This window comes from Bacillus sp. GZB (assembly GCF_001975995.1).
GTDB lineage: Bacteria > Bacillota > Bacilli > Bacillales > Bacillaceae > Bacillus > Bacillus velezensis.
In genome coordinates this window covers 778,434-796,557 of record NZ_MTQG01000016.1, presented here as the reverse complement: position 1 = coordinate 796,557, position 18,124 = coordinate 778,434, and the positions used below count along the sequence as shown (strand labels likewise).

Below are 18,124 nucleotides of genomic sequence, written 5' to 3'. Positions count from 1 at the left end.
TTTATTTCCAGACTTCACCGGCAATGTTGACGACATGGCGCAGTTTCGCCCATTGCTGTTCTTCTGTGATCAGGTTTCCTTCCTCAGTGGAGGCGAATCCGCATTGCGGGCTGAGGCAAAGCTGATCCAGGCTGACATATTGTGAAGCTTCTTCAATCCGGCGTTTAATCGCGTCCTTGTCTTCAAGTTCGCCATGTTTCGACGTAATCAAGCCAAGCACAAGCTGAAGATCAGAGCGTTTGACATAGCGGAGCGGTTCAAAGCCGCCGGAGCGGGAATCATCATATTCCAGGAACAATCCGTCAAGGTCAAGCCCGTCAAAAATCGTTTCAGCCGCTGCATCATAGCCGCCTTCAACCGTCCATGTGGATTGGAAGTTGCCGCGGCAGATATGCATCGTAACCTTCAGATCGTCAGGGCGGTCCTTGATGGCGTCATTAATGGAAGCGGCAAACAGCTTGCGCAGCTCATCCGGCGTTGTGCCGAAAGCTTCAATCTGACGAAGCCCCGCTTCTGATAAGAAAACGGCCCATGCGGTGTCATCGAGCTGAAGGTAGCGGCACCCGGCGTCATAGAAAGCTTGAATCGCTTTTTTATACGCCTTTGACACATCGTGCTGAAATTGTTTGTAATCATTCTGGTAGGACGCTTTTTCCAATTTTCCGCGGAAAAACAGCATATTCGGACTTGGGATGGTCATTTTCGGAACAGCATCGCCGGCAATGCTGTGCAGGAATTTATAATCTTCGAGCATCGGATGCTGAGAAAAATCAATATCTCCCGTTACTTTAATGCCGCGCGCTTTCGTCTGTACGTTGTGAAACTGAATGCCGCTTTCAGGCGTAAATGCTTCGACGCCGTCTAAGTTTTCGAGAAAATCAAAATGCCACCAGGCACGGCGGAATTCGCCGTCAGTCACGACATTGAGGCCGGTTTCTTTCTGCTTTTTCACACTGCGGATGATTTCTTTGTTTTCGATTTCGCGCAGCTGTTCTGCCGAAATCTCACCCGCCGCTCTTTGCAGGCGGGCTTGCTTCACAGCCGCCGGCCGCAGCAGGCTTCCGACCTGATCCGCGCGAAACGGCGGGTTTTTTCTTAGAAGCGTATGCAATGGTTGTTCTGTGTTTTGCTGTGACATGAACGATTCCTTCTTTCCTGATGAAATATAAAAAGCTCTTCCCTCGGATAGGGAAGAGCTTGCGTCCGCAAATCTCAACCTTATCTTCAGGATTTAGCACCATTCTGCTGAACAGCGGTTGCCGGGTATCATAGGGCCAGTCCCTCCACCTCTCTTGATAAGGAAATATGCTATTTTTCAGAATAAACTGTAATACTATTAATCTTAGTATGTTTTCTCATATTGTCAATATATTTCGATAAATATTTTTATTTATCACCCTCAAATAGAATCATATCTATCACAATGGCGATCGCGAGACAAAGAACGATATCCTCTTCCTTTTCAATCTGCAAATGATAGGAATCGCCCCAGCTCATCCATGATTTGGTGACGGTCATCCGGTTTGATTTTCCGTCTGTCACTTGAAAATTCCGGCCCCACACATCGCCGGTAAGATCCCAGCCGAGTCCGGAAATTTCAAATTTCGGTTTGAATAACGTGACTTTCTTGATGACTTGGCAGACGGGTTTGCCGCTGACGGAAATCTCGTAACGGGGAACGAGCGACATCAGTTTCTGATTGACGCTGGCGAGCGTGCGGCCGTCCAAATCAGTCAGCTTCAGTTCATCACCGAATGAAAACAGCTTTCCTTCAACATTGTAGATTTCTTTTCCGCTTTCAAGAAACACTTGAAAACGATTCTTAAACGTCAACATTCGCTCTTTGATGTAAAAATGGTACATAAAAAAACTCCTTTTTTATGTTGTACGAAAAAAGGAGGCGGTTGGTTTCATATCGGCCGGGTGCATAAAAAAAGGCTGCCGATTTTGCGGCAGCTGTCGTTTTTATGATAGCGGCATCCGGCGTTTTTGACGGATTGCATTTAAATCAATGATGTTATTCGTGTCGGCAGCTGTCACCAGCGGGCTTGTCTTTGGCGTTTTCCGGCGGTTGTCCTTACTGAAAGAGAAAACAAGATACCCTGTCAAAGCAGCAAAAATAAGTAGCATCATTTTACATACCTCCCAAAAAAAGTTTTGGTATTATTATTGTACGAAAAAACAAACGAAAAGTATTCAAACAATTGTCACTTTTTTAAAAAATAACGTCATTTTCCGTAAAAATAACTATGGGTTGAAGAAATTTTTCTCTTGTTGTGGTTCTATAGATTGTATCGGCTGATGAATGATGATCGTTTATATAACTTTTTCACTATTTTTTGTAAGTGTCTAATTAACTACTTTGGTGTTTTCGTTTGCCTTGTGTTATTCAGTACCCTAAAAAACCTTATAATATGCAAAATAACTGCTTCTAACAGATGACTGCGAGTTGACAGCGCTTTCTTTATTTTTTTAAAGAAAACGAGATGTTATCTTAAAAAAATCGTTTGAACATTTTCCGCAGTTTTTTAAAAGGGTTTGATTTTGTCTCCAGAACACGCGGGTCTTTTAAGGTTTTTTTCAATTCTTTCGCTACAGTCCCTCTTGCCATAGTCTTCACTCCTTCTTTCCAATTCATACCTTATATACGGAAAGAAAGAAGGAAAGGTTTCATGTGAAAGAAAAAAACCAAAGCAGGGGGCTTTGGTTTTAAGCGCGCTCTTCAAAGAGCCTGGCGATTTCAACAATGACGTTTACCGCCTTTTCCATATGATCGACGGAAATGTATTCATATTTTCCGTGGAAGTTTTGGCCGCCCGTAAAAATGTTCGGTGTCGGCAGTCCCATGTAAGAGAGCTGTGATCCGTCGGTTCCGCCCCGGATCGGCTCGATAATCGGTTCGATGTCGAGGTTTTTCATGGCTTGATAGGCGACATCGACTATCTCTTTGACCGGTTCGATTTTTTCTCTCATGTTGTAATATTGATCACGCAGTTCAAGCTTGATGCTTTCGTTGCCGTATTTGGCCGCCAGCGCATCGGCGGTTTTCTGCATATATTCTTTTCGTTCTGCAAAGCGGTCTCTGTCAAAGTCTCTGATGATGTACGACAGGGCGGCTTCAGAAACGTCTCCGTTCATGGAAAGTAAATGATAGAAGCCTTCATACCCTTCCGTATATTCCGGCGCTTCTTCTTTCGGCAGTGCGTGATGAAATTCCATCGCGATTTTTGAAGCGTTGACCATTTTGTTTTTCGCCGTTCCCGGGTGGACGCTTTTTCCGTAACAAGTAAGCTTTGCGGCGGCTGCGTTAAAGCTTTCATATTGCAGTTCGCCGAGTGGGCCTCCGTCTATCGTGTAGGCGAATGCGGCGTTGAAGCGGCCGACATCGAATTTGTGAGGGCCTCTGCCGATTTCTTCATCAGGCGTGAACGCGACCCGGATCGTTCCGTGTTTGATGTCCGGATGTTTGATCAAGTACGCCATTGCCGTCATGATTTCGGCAATGCCCGCTTTGTTGTCGGCTCCGAGCAGCGTCGTGCCGTCTGTTGTGATCAGCGTCTGGCCTTTATAGCGGGAGAGCTCCGGGAATTGCTCAGGCGACAGGACGACATTGAGTTTGTCATTCAGAACAATATCATGTCCGTCGTAGCTCTCAATAATCTGAGGATTCACATTTTTTCCGGTAAAATCGGTCGCGGTGTCCACGTGAGCCAGAAAACCGACAGTCGGCACGTCTTTATCCGTATTCGCCGGCAGAGTCGCCATGACGTACCCATTGTCATCGACTGTGATGTCTGTCATGCCGATCGACTTTAATTCATCTGCCAGCATGTTGGCCAATGTCAGCTGGCCGGGGGTTGAAGGGCAGTTTTCATTGTTTTCGTCAGACTGTGTATCGACTTTTACATAAGAGGTAAAGCGTTCAATGATTTCTTTTTTCATACCGTCATCTCCTTTGTCTTATCTTACCATGCGCGGGGGAGGGATTTCTATTTCGCAACCGTTTTGAATCGAGGGCTCTGTGTTTTACGCGAATGAAAATAAATTATGAAGAAACGATGACTAAACGATTAAACTTTTTGGAAATGGATGATTGAGGAAGAAAAAACCGATATAATATGGTCAATTCATTCAATAGGGGAGGCTTTCTTCATGGCGATTTTAGTGACAGGCGGAGCGGGTTATATCGGAAGCCACACATGTGTCGAGCTGTTAAACGGCGGCTATGACATCGTGGTTCTGGATAATCTGTCAAATAGTTCACCGGAAGCATTGGAGCGTGTGAAAGACATTACCGGAAAAGGGCTTGTGTTTTATGAAGCGGATCTCCTTGACCGTGACGCCGTTCACCGGGTGTTTGCTGAAAATGAGATTGAAGCCGTCATTCATTTTGCGGGATTAAAAGCGGTCGGTGAGTCTGTGGCTGTTCCGCTCCGTTATTATCATAATAATCTGACGGGGACGTTTATTTTATGTGAAGCCATGCAGGCACACGGTGTGAAAAAGATCGTCTTCAGTTCTTCAGCGACGGTTTACGGCGTTCCGGAAACAACGCCGATCACTGAGGATTTTCCATTAAGCGCGACCAATCCTTACGGGCAGACAAAGCTGATGCTGGAACAGATTTTACGCGATCTGCATAAAGCGGACTCTGAATGGAGCATTGCGCTGCTCCGCTACTTTAATCCGTTCGGCGCGCACCCGAGCGGGCGGATCGGAGAAGACCCGAACGGCATCCCGAATAATTTAATGCCGTACGTCGCACAAGTCGCTGTCGGCAAGCTTGAGCAATTGCAGGTGTTCGGCAATGATTATCCGACAAAGGACGGCACCGGTGTGCGGGATTACATCCATGTCGTTGACCTTGCCGAGGGCCACGTCAGAGCGCTTGAGAAGGTGCTGAACACAACAGGCGCGGATGCCTATAATCTCGGCACGGGAAGAGGCTACAGCGTTATTGAGATGGTCAAGGCGTTTGAAAAAGTATCAGGAAAAGAAGTGCCGTACCGTTTTGCCGACCGGCGCCCGGGAGACATCGCCGCATGCTTCGCAGACCCGGCAAAAGCGAAGGCTGAATTAGGCTGGGAAGCAAAGCGCGGGCTTGAAGACATGTGCGCCGACTCTTGGAAGTGGCAGTCCTCCAATGTGAACGGGTACCAAAAGGTGTAAAAAGAAAGAGACCTTCAAATGGTGAAGGTCTCTTTTATTACGGTCATTATTTAATTTTCACTTCAACATCGTTGCTGAACTTTAATTTCCAAGTGCCTTTAGAGTATGCGTTTTTATCAACTTCAAAAGCTTTTACGTCCGTAACTTTAATGTTTGGGTTCAAGTCACTTAAAATTTTACTGTTGTCTACTTTTGTTTCTGTTGCATAGCTTGAAGAAGCATCAATATCTGAATCATAGGATGTTCCTTTAGAATCTACTAATTTCGCTCTTGGAATGGAGAAAGAGCTTAACGGCTTGTTTGAAACATTTTTAACTGTGTATTGAACAGCTACGATAACGCCGCCGTCAGACGCTTTTTTCTCGACAAATTGAGAGCCTACTGAATCTCTTTTTTCCACTTTGGTAACAGTAACTTCAGTTTTCTCAGTCTTAACAGTGTCACCGATGTTATACAGTTTTTCCTTGGATTCCGCAGCTTTTGAAGACGCGGTTTTAGATGATGAAGATCCGCCTCCGCCGCCGATGTTTACGAGAATGATAATAACCACTACTGCCAGAAGCAATGTAATAATTTTATGTCTCATAAAAAAGTTTCTCTGATCTTTACCGCAGTTTGGGCATTTTTTAACGCCTTTAGCGATTTCTTTGCCGCATGCCTTACAAGACACCAGGTTGCCTGCCATAATATTTCCTCCTATGTAAACTATTTCTTGAAAACTACATACTATAATGCCTGTAAAATAACCTATAGTCAATAATATTTTGAGAAAAAAAGTATTTTAATGATTTTTTAGTCATGTATTTTAAGGAGCTTTTTTAGTATCGGCAGATCGTTCGAATTTTTTATAGGTTTATTGAAAAAAGAGTGGTTGAACATGTTCGTGATTTCCCGTATAATCTTGAAAGATATACAAAAACTGAACATAAAAAACAGTGGTTTTCTAGGGTTCCGCAATGCTGAATTGGTCTGGACCGAGAGAAAACACACAGCAGGTTCCTGCTGTGACACGTTGGGATAAAAGCCCGGGAGTTTCTGCTCTTTTAATGAAGAGTGCTCTCCCGGGCTTTTTTGATTTTATATAAAGGGAGTGTCTGGGATGAAAAAGAGATTGCTGGATGTGCTGATGCTGATTATTGGGGCTTTTATCTTTGCTTTAGCCGTTAATTTATTCGCCATTCCGAATGATCTTGGAGAGGGCGGGGTAACGGGAATCACCCTGATCTTGTACTATGTGTTTGAATGGTCGCCCGGGGTGACGAATATCATTTTGAACGGGATCTTATTGATTATCGGATATAAATTTTTAGACGGAAAAACAACGCTTTATACGATCATTACCGTTGTCGCCAATTCACTGTTTCTGCATCTGACGCATGATTGGCACTCGCCTTCACATGAACTCATTATTAATACTATTTTTGCGGGTGTGTTTGCCGGTGTCGGAATCGGGATCATTATTCGAGTCGGAGGCACGACTGCGGGTTCTGCCATTTTGGCGAGGATTGCGAACAAATATCTCGATTGGAATATCAGCTATGCGCTTTTGTTCTTTGATCTGATTGTCGTCTTCAGTTCTTATTTCATCATCGGTGCGGAAAAAATGATGTTTACCATTGTCATGCTGTACATCGGAACGAAGGTGATGGACTTTATCATTGAAGGTCTGAATACGAAAAAAGCGGTGACGATTATATCTGAGCATAAGCACGAAATCGCTGAACAGGTCAACACGCTTATGGACAGAGGGGTTACGCTGCTGTCGGGTAAAGGAAATTACACGGGGCAGTCGAAGGAAATTTTATATATCGTCATCCAGAAACAAGAGCTTTCCATGCTCAAAAAAATTATTAAAAGCTGTGATACAAAAGCGTTTGTCATTGTTCATGATGTGCGTGACGTTTTTGGTGAAGGCTTCGTCGATATCTCTAAATAAAAAGGATCCCTCTGCCGGCGCGGAGGGTTTTTTCTTATGCCGGCAGAAGCTGTTATGATCCGTTTCCCGGGAAATAGCCTGAAAGCTGTTTCTTAAAACGAAGTGGATACAATCGGCCGGACGTTTTATACTGAAAATATGATAGAGCGATAGAGAGGAGCGCATATGAACCCGTTATTGGCAATTTACCCGAGGGCTGTGTTGTCTGATACGTGCTGTACGGCGGAGGATGTCTTTTGCTTTTATGATGAGAAAAGGCGGGTCTATGTCACCATTCCGAAGGAGGATATTACCCCGAAGGAGAAACTGCTTCTGGAATCATTTTTGAAGCCCGCTGAAGAAAAAGGCGATTTTTTTCCGGAGACGGCGGCAGCAAAGAGGTGGCGGCGGTTTCTGCTGGAAGAGGGTCCGGTGCCTGATGTCAAGGAGCCTCGTGTCCGTTTTATCCATTATGACTTATTGAGAGAACGGGACTGGGGGGCATTTACGGAAGCGCTGCGCCATTTCTGGCCGGTTTCATATACAGTTGTCCGGACGGGAAGGGATCAAGGCGTGATTGTGGAGGAAGAAAAGCTGGAAGCGCCAGATTCGGATGACATCGCATCTTTTGTGAAGATTCTCGAAGGCGATTTTTATTTCAGTGTCCGTTTTTTCATCGGAAGGTATTACGGCGCGGGAGAACGTCTGCGCCTTCATTATCGGAGAGAACAGCAATATTGTCAGATTGGCCGGCGTCATCTCCCGCAGCTGAGCACGCTGACCGCGGAAACGGTATTTCCGGCCATGCTCATGGAAGAAAGCAGAGAAAAGCTCTCAGCCTTGCTTCACGAAGAAGCGGCGCTGCTGTTTCAGAAAGAACCGGAGCTGAAGCATACGATTCAGACTTTTATTGAACATAACTCGAACATGTCGCTCACATCGAAAAGACTGCATTTGCACCGCAACAGTCTTCAATATCGGATTGATAAATTCGCGGAACGCTCAGGTATTGATATTAAGACATATCGGGGCGCCCTGCTGGCTTATTTCATTTGTCTGCAGTATGAAAAATCACATTAAATGGGAAATGTGCACGAAAGCAGCGGACTTTTTTTATGAACATTGCCTATATCCGCCGCCGTCTGACGCTGTTACAATCCTATTAAAGAAAGCGCTTACAAAAAAGGGGAGATGACATGGCGGAACTTCGGCTGGAGCATATTTATAAGTATTACGATCAAAAAGAAGCGGCTGTCGATGATTTTAACCTTCATATTAAAGATAAAGAGTTTATCGTGTTTGTCGGTCCGTCGGGTTGCGGCAAGTCGACAACATTGCGGATGGTTGCCGGGCTGGAGGATATTACGAAGGGTGATTTCTATATCGGTGACACGAGAGTGAATGACATCGCTCCTAAAGACAGGGATATCGCTATGGTGTTTCAAAACTATGCGTTATATCCGCACATGACGGTCTATGATAATATCGCTTTCGGTCTGAAGCTGAGGAAGATGCCGAAACCTGAGATTAAAAAACGGGTCGAAGAAGCGGCGAAAATGCTGGGGCTCACAGAGTATCTGCACCGCAAACCGAAGGCGCTCTCCGGCGGGCAGCGGCAGCGGGTTGCATTGGGACGGGCGATTGTCAGGGATGCCAAAGTGTTCTTAATGGATGAGCCGCTGTCAAATCTGGACGCAAAGCTTCGGGTGCAGATGCGGGCAGAAATTATTAAGCTGCATCAAAGGCTGCAAACAACCACAATCTATGTGACGCACGACCAAACAGAAGCACTGACGATGGCGACACGCATCGTAGTCATGAAGGACGGAAAAATTCAGCAGATCGGCACCCCGAAAGACGTGTATGAACATCCGGAAAACGTATTTGTCGGCGGGTTCATCGGCTCCCCGGCGATGAACTTTTTCAAAGGAAAGCTGACGGACGGCGCCATTCACATCGGTTCAGCCGCTCTCAGCGTGCCGGAAGGGAAAATGAAAATGCTACGGGAAAAAGGGTATGCCGGCAAAGATGTTATCTTCGGCATCCGCCCGGAAGACATACATGACGAGCTGATTGTGGTAGAATCCTATAAGAATTCATCCATCACAGCTAAAATCAATGTCGCGGAATTGCTCGGGTCAGAAATTATGGTCTATTCCCGGATCGGGGATCAGGATTTTATCGCCCGGATTGACGCCCGCCATGACATTCGTGCCGGTGAGGAATTGACCGTCGCTTTCGACATGAATAAGGCTCACTTTTTTGACAGTGAAACAGAAATCAGAATCCGCTCATAACGCAAAGCCGGACAGCTGGAAGTCCGGCTTTTTTGATGTAACAATTTATGACGCATAACCGATATAAAAAGTAAATAGAAGACAGAAAGCAGGAAAACGATGAAACGCATGATCATGTGCATGTGCCTTTTGGCTGCCGTGTTTACGCTTGCCGCCTGCTCGGGCCATGAGGCAAGCGCCGAACAAAGCATTCCGAAGGCAGAAGCGCACCACGATAAAAAATCTGTAAAGCGCCAAATCAAAAAAGAGCCGGATACGTCCGCCTGGGTTAAAACGAAAGGAACGGCAAGACTGCCGATTCTGATGTACCACAGCATTTCTGAGGGAAACAGCCTGCGCGTGCCGAAGGAAGAATTCCGGCAGCATATGAAGTGGCTTCATGATCACGGCTATTATACGATGACTCCTGAAGAGGCCTATCTGATGCTGACGGAGGATAAGGAGCCGCGTGAAAAATGTGTTCTGATCACATTTGATGACGGCTATACCGACAATGTGAAAGCGGCCTATCCCATTTTAAAGAAATACAAGATGAAAGCGACAATCTTTATGATCGGAAACTTTATCGGGCATAAGCATCATCTGACTGAGAAGCAGATGAAGGAGATGGCCGCCCACGGCATTTCCATTCAGAGCCATACGATGAACCATCTCGAATTGAACGGGCTCACACCGCAGCAGCAGCGACGTGAAATGAAGGACTCTAAGCGTTTATTTGATCAAATGTTCGGGCAGCGGACGTCTATGATCAGCTACCCTGTCGGACGATATAATAAGGAAACATTAAAAGCCGCCGCCGCGTCAGGCTACCGTATGGCGGTCACGACGGAGCCGGGAGCGGCGTCAAGAGATCAGGGGCTTTACGGGCTTCACCGCGTCCGTGTGTCGCCGGGCATGTCCGGCGCGGCATTCGGCTCTTATATTCAAAATGTGATGAAATAACAGAGCCTCCGCATATGCGGAGGCTTTTTTCAGTTTAATAGAATTGATGAAGCAGCAGAAGGGTGACACTCACGGTAATCGCTCCGCCGATTCTGGTCGACACTTGGGCGAACGGCATCAGCTCAAGCCGTTCAGCGGCGCTCAAGATCGCGACGTCGCCGGTGCCGCCCTGGCCGGAATGGCAGGCATTAATAATTGCCGTCTCAATCGGATACAGATTCATCCATTTTCCGGTCAGAAAACCGACGGCCATCATCGTGACGACGATTGATAAAATGGTAATGATGTTGCTGATCGTAAACGCCGCAATCAGCTTGTCCCACGGTGTCATTGAAACGCCGATCGCAAATAAGAGCGGATAGGTCACGGCTGTCGAGAAAAAGCGCGAGACGCCGAAGGCTCCGTTTTCAATCGAAGCCGGCGCTAGCCTGAACAGCTTAATGAGAACGGCAAGGACGAGCATCACGACAGGAGCCGGAAGCTGAAAGAAATCATGCGCCAGCATGCCGACCAAATAGAGGGAAACCGCTAAAATACCGCCCGAAGCGAAAAAGGACAAATCAAACGTTTTATCATTGGTAGGCTGTTCCAATGCGGGAGCGGAATGATCAGACTTATCAACCTTCCCGTTGCCCGTCCATTCCGGTTTGCGTTTCCCGATGACATTCAGCAAGCCCGATAACATAATGGCGCACAGGCTGCCGAGCATGATGGACGGCAGCACAAGCGCAAAGGCGTCTCCCTGGGACATCGGCATAATATCGGAGTAGCCGATGGATAAAGGAATCGCGCCTTCACCGACACCCCCCGCCATAATCGGAACGACAATATAAAGCAGCGTGTGCTGAAAGCCGAGCCCGAGCAGCGTCCCGACGCATAAGCCGACGATGGCGGCCGCGATCGAGCCGGCGATCAGCGGAATAAAAATCTTGACGAAAGCTTTGACGAGCGTCTCTCTTTTCATCCCGAGAATACTGCCGACGACGATACCGGCAATAAATAGATAGAGAAAGTTGGAGCTTTCCGTGAATTTTGTTGTTGAAGTAATAATGTCTTTCGGAAGCAGGTGGTAGTAGACGACAGCGGATGGAATAAAGGTTGCGAGAATCGCAGGGCCGCCGATGGACCGCACGATCGGAATGGATTTTCCGATCTGGCCGAAGGTAAATCCGAAAAAACTCATGACGGCAATTGATGTCAGAATGTCGCTTTTTACATCACGGCTCATGACAAACACCGTAATAAGCAAGAAAAGCAGGATATAAATAGGAAGAGGAATAATGCCGATTCTTATATTCATTGCTCTGGCAAACCAGTTATCAGTCCGTTCCTGTTTTTGGATTGAATCCGTTTGCAATTTTGGTTGAAGTTCTCCCATGCTTGTTCCCCCAGTCGTTATGTAGTGAAAAAATATCCCCATTTAAAGTATACTAAAAAATTTAAATTGTTCGTATATTATGAATTTACTAGAGGACATGTTTTCTTCACATGTTCTTTCTCAAAATGGCGATCTGGCGGGCTTTTTCACCGAGAAAAGCATTTTGTTCGCCACACGAATAAAAAAGAGGTACGATATCAAAGGGACAAATATCCTAGGTGCTGACATAAAATCTCTACAAATCCGACAATAATCGGTCACAATTTCAGCCTTATTTTAGGTATATTGATCTTTTTTTTTAGGCTGAATCGTTGTAAAGTAATGATATTGAATCATTTCTATGACAGCCGCTGTCCCCCAGGGTGTACAGGCTGATATTTCAATAGTTTTGACGAATTTGTGAAACATTGAGCAAATATATCATTTTTTGTGAAATACCGAGCAATGATTTCGCTATGTTTGTGAAATGTTGAGCAATTTACCAGATTGGAGGAAAAACATCATGAGTGAGTTGGTATTAGCCCGCATTCAATTTGCATCTACAACATTGTTTCACTTCTTGTTTGTGCCTTTGTCTATCGGGCTTGTGTTTATGGTTGCTTTGATGGAGACGCTTTATGTTGTCAAAAAACAAGAGACCTATCTCAAAATGGCTAAATTTTGGGGGCATCTCTTTTTAATTAACTTCGCTGTCGGCGTCGTCACAGGGATTCTTCAGGAATTCCAGTTCGGATTGAACTGGTCTGATTATTCCCGTTTTGTCGGAGACGTATTTGGAGCTCCGCTTGCGGTTGAAGCGCTTTTGGCGTTTTTTATGGAGTCTATTTTTATCGGATTATGGATTTTCGGCTGGGACCGTTTATCTAAAAAAGTGCATTTGCTTTGCATTTGGCTTGTGTCCTTCGGAACGATTATGTCATCTTTCTGGATTTTGACGGCAAACTCATTCATGCAGGAGCCGGTCGGCTTTGCGATTAAAAACGGCCGCGCGGAAATGAATGATTTCGGGGCGCTTTTGACAAACCCTCAGCTTTGGGTTGAATTCCCTCACGTCATTTTCGGAGCGCTTGCGACGGGTGCTTTCTTTATCGCCGGTGTCAGCGCATTTAAATTATTGAAGAAAAAAGAAGTGCCTTTCTTCCATAAATCTTTCAAGCTTTCGATGATTGTCGGTCTGATCGCCGGTATCGGCGTTGCGTTCAGCGGACATATGCAGGCTGAGCATTTAATGGAATCGCAGCCGATGAAAATGGCTGCCAGTGAAGCGCTTTGGGATGACAGCGGTGATCCTGCCGCGTGGACGGCTTTTGCGAATATTGATACGAATAAAGAAAAAAACACATCAGAAATTTCAATTCCTTACGCACTCAGCTACTTGGCTTACCAGAAGTTCAGCGGCAGTGTGAAAGGGATGAAAACACTTCAAAAAGAATACGAAAAAACGTACGGAAAAGGCGACTATATCCCGCCTGTTAAAACGACGTTCTGGAGTTTCCGCATTATGGCGGGCGCGGGCGCGCTGATGATTTTTGCCGCGATTGCCGGCTTTATTCTGAACCGCCGCAAAAAGCTTCATACGAGCAAGTGGTATTTACGGGGCATGATCGCACTGATCGCATTCCCATTCATTGCGAACTCTGCCGGTTGGATTATGACTGAAATCGGCCGCCAGCCGTGGACGGTCATGGGGCAATTGACGACCGCACAATCCGTTTCTCCTAACGTAACGACGGGATCTCTGCTGTTTTCAATTATCAGCTTCGGCGTCATGTACTTGATTTTAGGCGCGCTGCTTGTTTTCCTATTCGTTCGTGAAATTAAAAAAGGTGCGGACCATGATGATCATAAGGATGTTCCTGTGTCAACGGATCCGTTCAGTCAGGAGGTCTACCATGGGGTCACTTCATGATCTTTGGTTTATACTCGTTTCAGTTTTGTTTGTCGGATTTTTCTTTTTAGAGGGTTTTGATTTCGGTGTCGGCATTTCGACCCGATTTCTTGGCCATAATGAATTAGAACGCAGAGTGCTGGTTAACACCATCGGCCCGTTCTGGGATGCGAATGAGGTGTGGCTTATCACAGGTACGGGAGCGATCTTCGCGGCATTCCCGAACTGGTATGCGACGATGCTGAGCGGATATTACATTCCGTTTATCATCATTCTTCTTGCCTTGATGGGGCGCGGCGTGGCATTTGAATTCCGCGGCCAAGTGAATAATCTGAAATGGGTCAAAACATGGGACTGGGTGATTTTCTTCGGCAGCCTTATCCCGCCGTTTGTATTCGGACTTATTTTCACAAGTTTGTTCCGCGGTGTGCCGATTGACGGACATATGAACATTCACGCAGGTTTTTCAGATATTGTGAACGTGTATTCCGTTCTTGGCGGAGCAGCCGTCACCCTTCTTTCATTCCTGCACGGTTTAATGTTTATCACCCTGCGCACGATCGGTGATTTACAAGAGCGTGCGAGAAAAATGGCAAAACGCGTAATCGGTGTTATCTTTCTTGTTGTACTTGCTTTCTTTGCGATGTCTGCATACGATACGGATATGTTTACACGCCGGGCAAATATCACGATTCCGGTATTCGTGCTGATTGTCATCTGCAACGTTCTTGCCGTTGTGTTCATGAGCAAGAAAAAAGACGGCTGGGCATTCGGTATGACCGGCGCGGGTCTTGCTTTGACAGTTGCGATGATTTTTATCTCTCTGTTCCCGCGCGTCATGGTCAGCTCGCTGACAAGCGCGTATGACTTAACAGTAGCTAACGCGTCTTCCGGTGATTATTCACTTAAGGTCATGACAATTGTCGCACTGACTCTGCTGCCGTTTGTCATCGGCAGTCAGATCTGGAGCTATTATGTCTTCCGGAAACGCGTCAGCCATAAGGAGCCTATGACTTATTAATGGGAAAAGACCTGTTTCTTTATAAAGGAATGAAGCGGATTCTTGCGATCATTACGGGATTAACGATTATACAAACGGCCGCCATTATCTTGCAGGCGGAATGGCTGAGCCAGGCGGTAACCGGATTATTTAACGGGAAGCGGATTGCTTCTCTTTATCCGGTTATCGGCTTTTTCCTGCTTGCGTTTTTGGTCCGGCATGCGGTGACAACGGTCCGGCAGAAAATCGTGTACCAATATGCCGCGCAAACCGGCGCAGACTTAAGAAAAAGATTTCTTGAGCAATTGTTCCGTCTCGGCCCCCGCTTCGCGAAAAAAGAGGGGACGGGCCGGATGGTGACGCTGGCGATGGAAGGCATCAGCCAGTTCCGCCGTTATTTAGAGCTGTTTCTGCCGAAAATGGTCAGCATGGCGATTGTGCCGGCGGCCGTTGTTATTTACGTGTTTTTTCAGGATAAAACGTCGGCATTGATTCTGATTCTTGCGCTTCCGATTTTGATTGTATTTATGATTCTGCTCGGACTTGTCGCACAGAAAAAAGCCGATCGCCAATGGAAGTCCTATCAGACGCTTTCCAATCATTTCGTGGATTCGCTCCGCGGACTGGAGACATTGCGGTTTTTAGGATTAAGCAAATCACACAGTAAAAACATCTTTCATGTCAGTGAGAGATACCGCAAGGCGACGATGAGCACGCTCCGGGTCGCGTTTTTATCATCATTCGCCCTGGATTTCTTTACGATGCTGTCGGTGGCGACAGTGGCGGTGTTTCTCGGCTTGCGGCTGATAGACGGACAAATTCTGCTCGGGCCGGCATTGACCGCGCTCATTCTCGCGCCAGAATATTTTCTCCCGGTCCGCGAAGTGGGGAATGATTACCACGCGACGTTAAACGGGCAGGAGGCGGGGAAAACCATTCAAGCGATTTTGGCGCAGCCCGGTTTTAAAGAAGAAAAGCCGCTCGAACTTGATACGTGGACTGACGGGGATGAATTACAGCTTACGCGTTTGTCCGTCCGGGAATCGATGTCTGAATTTAATCTGTCCTTCAAAGGGAAGAAGAAAATCGGGATAATCGGGGAAAGCGGTGCGGGAAAATCGACACTCATTGATGTGCTGGGCGGCTTTTTAGAGCCTGCGTCCGGTGAGATCAAGGTAAACGGTGAATCCCGCTCGCATCTGCAGTCGGACGGCTGGCAGAAGCAGCTGCTTTATATTCCGCAGCACCCGTACATTTTTGATGACACGCTTTTGAATAATATCCGGTTTTATCATCCTGATGCTTCCCGTGAGGAAACGGCGCAGGCCGCTGCTTCGGCGGGTCTTGCCGAACTGATCCGTGATCTGCCCGGCGGTCTTGACGGCCGGATCGGCGAGGGCGGACGGGCGCTCAGCGGAGGGCAGGCTCAGCGTGTCGCGCTGGCCAGAGCCTTTTTAGGAAACCGGCCGATTCTCCTTTTGGATGAGCCGACCGCTCACCTTGATATTGAAACAGAATATGAAATAAAAGAAACGATGAAAGACCTGTTTGAAAACAAACTTGTCTTTCTGGCCACTCACCGTCTTCACTGGATGCTTGAGATGGACGAAATTATCGTGCTTGATGGCGGCGCGGTGGCGGAAATCGGCACCCACGACGAATTGATGGCGAAACAAGGCGTATACGCCAAACTTGTAAAGGCGCAACTGGGGGAAAGAACATGAGAAAAGAAGAATGGATTCTGCCGTATATGAAGCAAAATGCCCGTTTGTTTGTTCTTGTGATTTTTTTAGGCGCGGTGACGATTTTTTCGGCGGCCTTTCTCATGTTCACTTCCGGTTTTTTGATCTCTAAGTCGGCGACCAGGCCTGAGAATATCCTGCTGGTGTACGTTCCGATTGTGGCCGTGCGGACCTTCGGGATTGCCCGTTCAGTCTCACGGTACGCCGAGCGTCTGACGGGGCACCATATCATTTTGAAAATCGTGTCCGACATGCGGGTGCGGCTTTACAATATGCTGGAGCCGGCCTCGCTCATGCTTTCATCCCGTTTTCGGACGGGCGACATGCTCGGCATTTTGGCTGAGGATATTGAGCATTTGCAGGATGCGTTTTTAAAAACGATTTTCCCGGCGGTTTCCGCTTTGCTGCTGTATGCGGCCTCCGTTATCGGACTCGGCTTTTTTTCCTGGCCGTTTGCCGCTTTTGCGGCGATTTACCTGTTTATATTGGTTGTATTGTTTCCGGTTGTGTCGCTTCTTGTGACGAGAGCGAAAAACATGAGGCTGAAAAGCGGCCGGAATACGCTCTACAGCCGGCTGACAGATGCCGTGCTCGGCGTGAGCGACTGGATGTTCTCGGGACGCCAAGCGGCCTTTATTTCCTCTTATGAAGAGAAAGAGAAGGCGTGGTTTGACCTTGAAAGCAAACGTCAGCGGTTTACGAGATGGCGTGATCTCGCCGCGCAATGTCTTGTCGGCGGCTTCATATTGATTATGCTGTTCTGGACGGCGGGTCAGTATGCGGACGGCAGCATCGCCAACACGATGATTGCGGCCTTTGTGCTTGTCGTATTTCCATTGACGGAGGCGTTTCTGCCCCTTTCGGATGCGCTGACGGAAGTGCCTTCTTATCAGGATTCCATCAAAAGAATGAGTAAGGCGGCTCCGGAGCTGCGAAGTCGTGAGGTGAATCAGACGGATGAGAAACTGGATGTATCGGATGTGACACTTACATTTGATAACGTGACGTTTTCTTATGATCAGCACAGTCATGTGCTTGACCGTTTTTCCTTCACTCTTCGCCAAGGTGAAAAAATGGCGCTGCTCGGCAGGAGCGGCTCCGGTAAGTCGACCTCTCTCGCTTTAATTGAAGGCGCCTTAGTTCCCGATTCGGGCAAAGTGATGCTGAACGGGCTGGAAACTGCGGCCGTGCAGGAGCAGATTTCCTCAGCGGTGGCCGTTTTGAATCAGAAACCTCATCTCTTTAACACGAGCATTATGAACAATATCCGGCTCGGAAACGGCAAGGCGAGTGATGAAGATGTTAAGCGTGCGGCTCGGCAAGTGAAGTTGCATGATTATATTGAATCATTGCCTGACGGATATGAAACGTCCGTGCAGGAGACGGGGATTCGTTTCTCAGGCGGGGAACGGCAGCGGATCGCGCTTGCCCGTATTCTGCTCCAAGATACGCCGGTCATTATCCTTGATGAACCGACGGTCGGCCTTGATGCGGTCACTGAACGCGAATTGCTTGATACGATTTTTGATGTCTTTAAAGAGAAAACGATCCTCTGGATTACACACCATTTAGCGGGTGTGGAAACAGCTGATAAAATCGTCTTTTTAGAAAATGGAAAAGCAGAAATGGAAGGAACCCATCAAGAGCTGCTTGCAGAAAACGAACGGTACCGGAAGCTTTACCGTCTTGATGTTCCGATCAGAACATAAACAGCCGCAAACGAGCGGCTGTTTTTTTGTGCGGTTTAAAATCTCTTCTTGTTTGGAATATAAATAGGAGACAGAAGAGGAGGT

15 protein-coding genes and 2 riboswitches are annotated in these 18,124 nt (G+C 47.0%); of the genes, 9 read left to right on the top strand and 6 right to left on the bottom strand.

Going from position 1 to position 18,124, the window contains the following annotated elements:
- Position 1 precedes the first annotated feature (1 nt).
- The 4 genes from BXO87_RS09875 to pepT all read right to left on the bottom strand — a co-directional run bounded on the left by BXO87_RS09875 (position 2) and on the right by pepT (position 3,942).
- The gene (locus BXO87_RS09875) at positions 2-1,138 is read right to left on the bottom strand and encodes a 5-methyltetrahydropteroyltriglutamate--homocysteine S-methyltransferase (RefSeq protein ID WP_038460374.1); all 1,137 of its coding nucleotides are present in this window, start codon (positions 1,136-1,138) and stop codon (positions 2-4) included.
- 77 nt (positions 1,139-1,215) lie between these two features.
- A riboswitch (SAM riboswitch) is annotated at positions 1,216-1,302 on the bottom strand.
- Positions 1,303-1,386: 84 nt separating this feature from the next.
- Entirely contained in the window at positions 1,387-1,863 is a 477-nt protein-coding gene (locus BXO87_RS09870; protein WP_038460371.1) for an LURP-one-related/scramblase family protein, read from the bottom strand.
- A 102-nt stretch (positions 1,864-1,965) separates the two neighbouring features.
- The gene (locus tag BXO87_RS20825) at positions 1,966-2,133 is read right to left on the bottom strand and encodes a hypothetical protein (RefSeq protein ID WP_003150808.1); all 168 of its coding nucleotides are present in this window, start codon (positions 2,131-2,133) and stop codon (positions 1,966-1,968) included.
- A 576-nt stretch (positions 2,134-2,709) separates the two neighbouring features.
- On the bottom strand, positions 2,710-3,942 hold the full coding sequence (pepT, locus tag BXO87_RS09865; RefSeq protein WP_007614719.1) for a peptidase T: 1,233 nt from the start codon (positions 3,940-3,942) through the stop codon (positions 2,710-2,712).
- Between the two features lie 210 nt (positions 3,943-4,152).
- Here pepT and galE point away from each other — a divergent pair, with 210 nt between their 5' ends.
- A complete protein-coding gene (gene galE / locus BXO87_RS09860; protein WP_038460369.1) occupies positions 4,153-5,169 on the top strand; it encodes a UDP-glucose 4-epimerase GalE in 1,017 nt (338 codons plus the stop codon).
- 46 nt (positions 5,170-5,215) lie between these two features.
- On the opposite strand, the gene BXO87_RS09855 is transcribed toward galE, so the two are convergent.
- Complete coding sequence (locus tag BXO87_RS09855; protein ID WP_119834765.1) at positions 5,216-5,755, bottom strand: DUF4352 domain-containing protein; 540 nt, start codon at positions 5,753-5,755, stop codon at positions 5,216-5,218.
- 346 nt (positions 5,756-6,101) lie between these two features.
- Positions 6,102-6,203, top strand: a riboswitch (guanidine-I (ykkC/yxkD leader).
- A 65-nt stretch (positions 6,204-6,268) separates the two neighbouring features.
- Between BXO87_RS09855 and BXO87_RS09850 the strand changes: the two genes are divergently transcribed.
- The 4 genes from BXO87_RS09850 (at position 6,269) to BXO87_RS09835 (ending at position 10,323) form a co-directional block, all read left to right on the top strand.
- The gene (locus BXO87_RS09850) at positions 6,269-7,105 is read left to right on the top strand and encodes a YitT family protein (RefSeq protein WP_003150818.1); all 837 of its coding nucleotides are present in this window, start codon (positions 6,269-6,271) and stop codon (positions 7,103-7,105) included.
- A gap of 165 nt (positions 7,106-7,270) precedes the next feature.
- Positions 7,271-8,164: a PucR family transcriptional regulator gene (locus BXO87_RS09845; RefSeq protein ID WP_038460367.1), complete on the top strand. Its 894-nt coding sequence runs from the start codon at positions 7,271-7,273 to the stop codon at positions 8,162-8,164.
- A 116-nt stretch (positions 8,165-8,280) separates the two neighbouring features.
- Entirely contained in the window at positions 8,281-9,381 is a 1,101-nt protein-coding gene (locus tag BXO87_RS09840; RefSeq protein WP_038460365.1) for an ABC transporter ATP-binding protein, read from the top strand.
- 99 nt (positions 9,382-9,480) lie between these two features.
- Positions 9,481-10,323 carry a polysaccharide deacetylase family protein gene (locus BXO87_RS09835; protein WP_038460362.1) on the top strand — a complete coding sequence of 281 codons (843 nt, stop codon included), beginning with the start codon at positions 9,481-9,483 and terminating at the stop codon, positions 10,321-10,323.
- Positions 10,324-10,357: 34 nt separating this feature from the next.
- On the opposite strand, the gene cimH is transcribed toward BXO87_RS09835, so the two are convergent.
- Positions 10,358-11,701 (bottom strand): citrate/malate transporter CimH, encoded by a 1,344-nt coding sequence (gene cimH / locus BXO87_RS09830; protein ID WP_038460360.1) that lies wholly within the window; start codon positions 11,699-11,701, stop codon positions 10,358-10,360.
- Positions 11,702-12,203: 502 nt separating this feature from the next.
- On the opposite strand from cimH, the gene BXO87_RS09825 reads away from it, so the two are divergent.
- The 4 genes from BXO87_RS09825 to cydC are packed head-to-tail and all read left to right on the top strand — an operon-like array spanning position 12,204 to position 18,040.
- Positions 12,204-13,610, top strand: a complete 1,407-nt coding sequence (locus BXO87_RS09825; protein ID WP_007614697.1) for a cytochrome ubiquinol oxidase subunit I — start codon at positions 12,204-12,206, stop codon at positions 13,608-13,610.
- The gene (gene cydB, locus BXO87_RS09820) at positions 13,594-14,610 is read left to right on the top strand and encodes a cytochrome d ubiquinol oxidase subunit II (protein WP_007614694.1); all 1,017 of its coding nucleotides are present in this window, start codon (positions 13,594-13,596) and stop codon (positions 14,608-14,610) included. Before BXO87_RS09825 ends, cydB begins: the two co-directional genes overlap by 17 nt.
- Complete coding sequence (cydD, locus tag BXO87_RS09815; protein ID WP_038460359.1) at positions 14,610-16,313, top strand: thiol reductant ABC exporter subunit CydD; 1,704 nt, start codon at positions 14,610-14,612, stop codon at positions 16,311-16,313. The genes cydB and cydD overlap by 1 nt, the downstream gene beginning before the upstream one ends.
- A complete protein-coding gene (gene cydC, locus BXO87_RS09810) occupies positions 16,310-18,040 on the top strand; it encodes a thiol reductant ABC exporter subunit CydC (RefSeq protein WP_038460357.1) in 1,731 nt (576 codons plus the stop codon). Before cydD ends, cydC begins: the two co-directional genes overlap by 4 nt.
- The last annotated feature ends 84 nt before the right edge of the window (positions 18,041-18,124 follow it).

Bases quoted from the DNA above. Each gene is read 5' to 3' on its own strand.
- cydB (WP_007614694.1), top strand. From the start codon at position 13,594: ATGGGGTCACTTCATGATCTTTGGTTTATACTCGTTTCAGTTTTGTTT.
- cydD (WP_038460359.1), top strand. From the start codon at position 14,610: ATGGGAAAAGACCTGTTTCTTTATAAAGGAATGAAGCGGATTCTTGCG.
- BXO87_RS09845 (WP_038460367.1), top strand. From the start codon at position 7,271: ATGAACCCGTTATTGGCAATTTACCCGAGGGCTGTGTTGTCTGATACG.
- BXO87_RS09825 (WP_007614697.1), top strand. From the start codon at position 12,204: ATGAGTGAGTTGGTATTAGCCCGCATTCAATTTGCATCTACAACATTG.
- BXO87_RS09855 (WP_119834765.1), bottom strand. From the start codon at position 5,755: ATGAGACATAAAATTATTACATTGCTTCTGGCAGTAGTGGTTATTATC.
- BXO87_RS09870 (WP_038460371.1), bottom strand. From the start codon at position 1,863: ATGTACCATTTTTACATCAAAGAGCGAATGTTGACGTTTAAGAATCGT.
- cydC (WP_038460357.1), top strand. From the start codon at position 16,310: ATGAGAAAAGAAGAATGGATTCTGCCGTATATGAAGCAAAATGCCCGT.
- galE (WP_038460369.1), top strand. From the start codon at position 4,153: ATGGCGATTTTAGTGACAGGCGGAGCGGGTTATATCGGAAGCCACACA.
- pepT (WP_007614719.1), bottom strand. From the start codon at position 3,942: ATGAAAAAAGAAATCATTGAACGCTTTACCTCTTATGTAAAAGTCGAT.
- BXO87_RS09875 (WP_038460374.1), bottom strand. From the start codon at position 1,138: ATGTCACAGCAAAACACAGAACAACCATTGCATACGCTTCTAAGAAAA.
- cimH (WP_038460360.1), bottom strand. From the start codon at position 11,701: ATGGGAGAACTTCAACCAAAATTGCAAACGGATTCAATCCAAAAACAG.
- BXO87_RS20825 (WP_003150808.1), bottom strand. From the start codon at position 2,133: ATGATGCTACTTATTTTTGCTGCTTTGACAGGGTATCTTGTTTTCTCT.
- BXO87_RS09850 (WP_003150818.1), top strand. From the start codon at position 6,269: ATGAAAAAGAGATTGCTGGATGTGCTGATGCTGATTATTGGGGCTTTT.
- BXO87_RS09835 (WP_038460362.1), top strand. From the start codon at position 9,481: ATGAAACGCATGATCATGTGCATGTGCCTTTTGGCTGCCGTGTTTACG.
- BXO87_RS09840 (WP_038460365.1), top strand. From the start codon at position 8,281: ATGGCGGAACTTCGGCTGGAGCATATTTATAAGTATTACGATCAAAAA.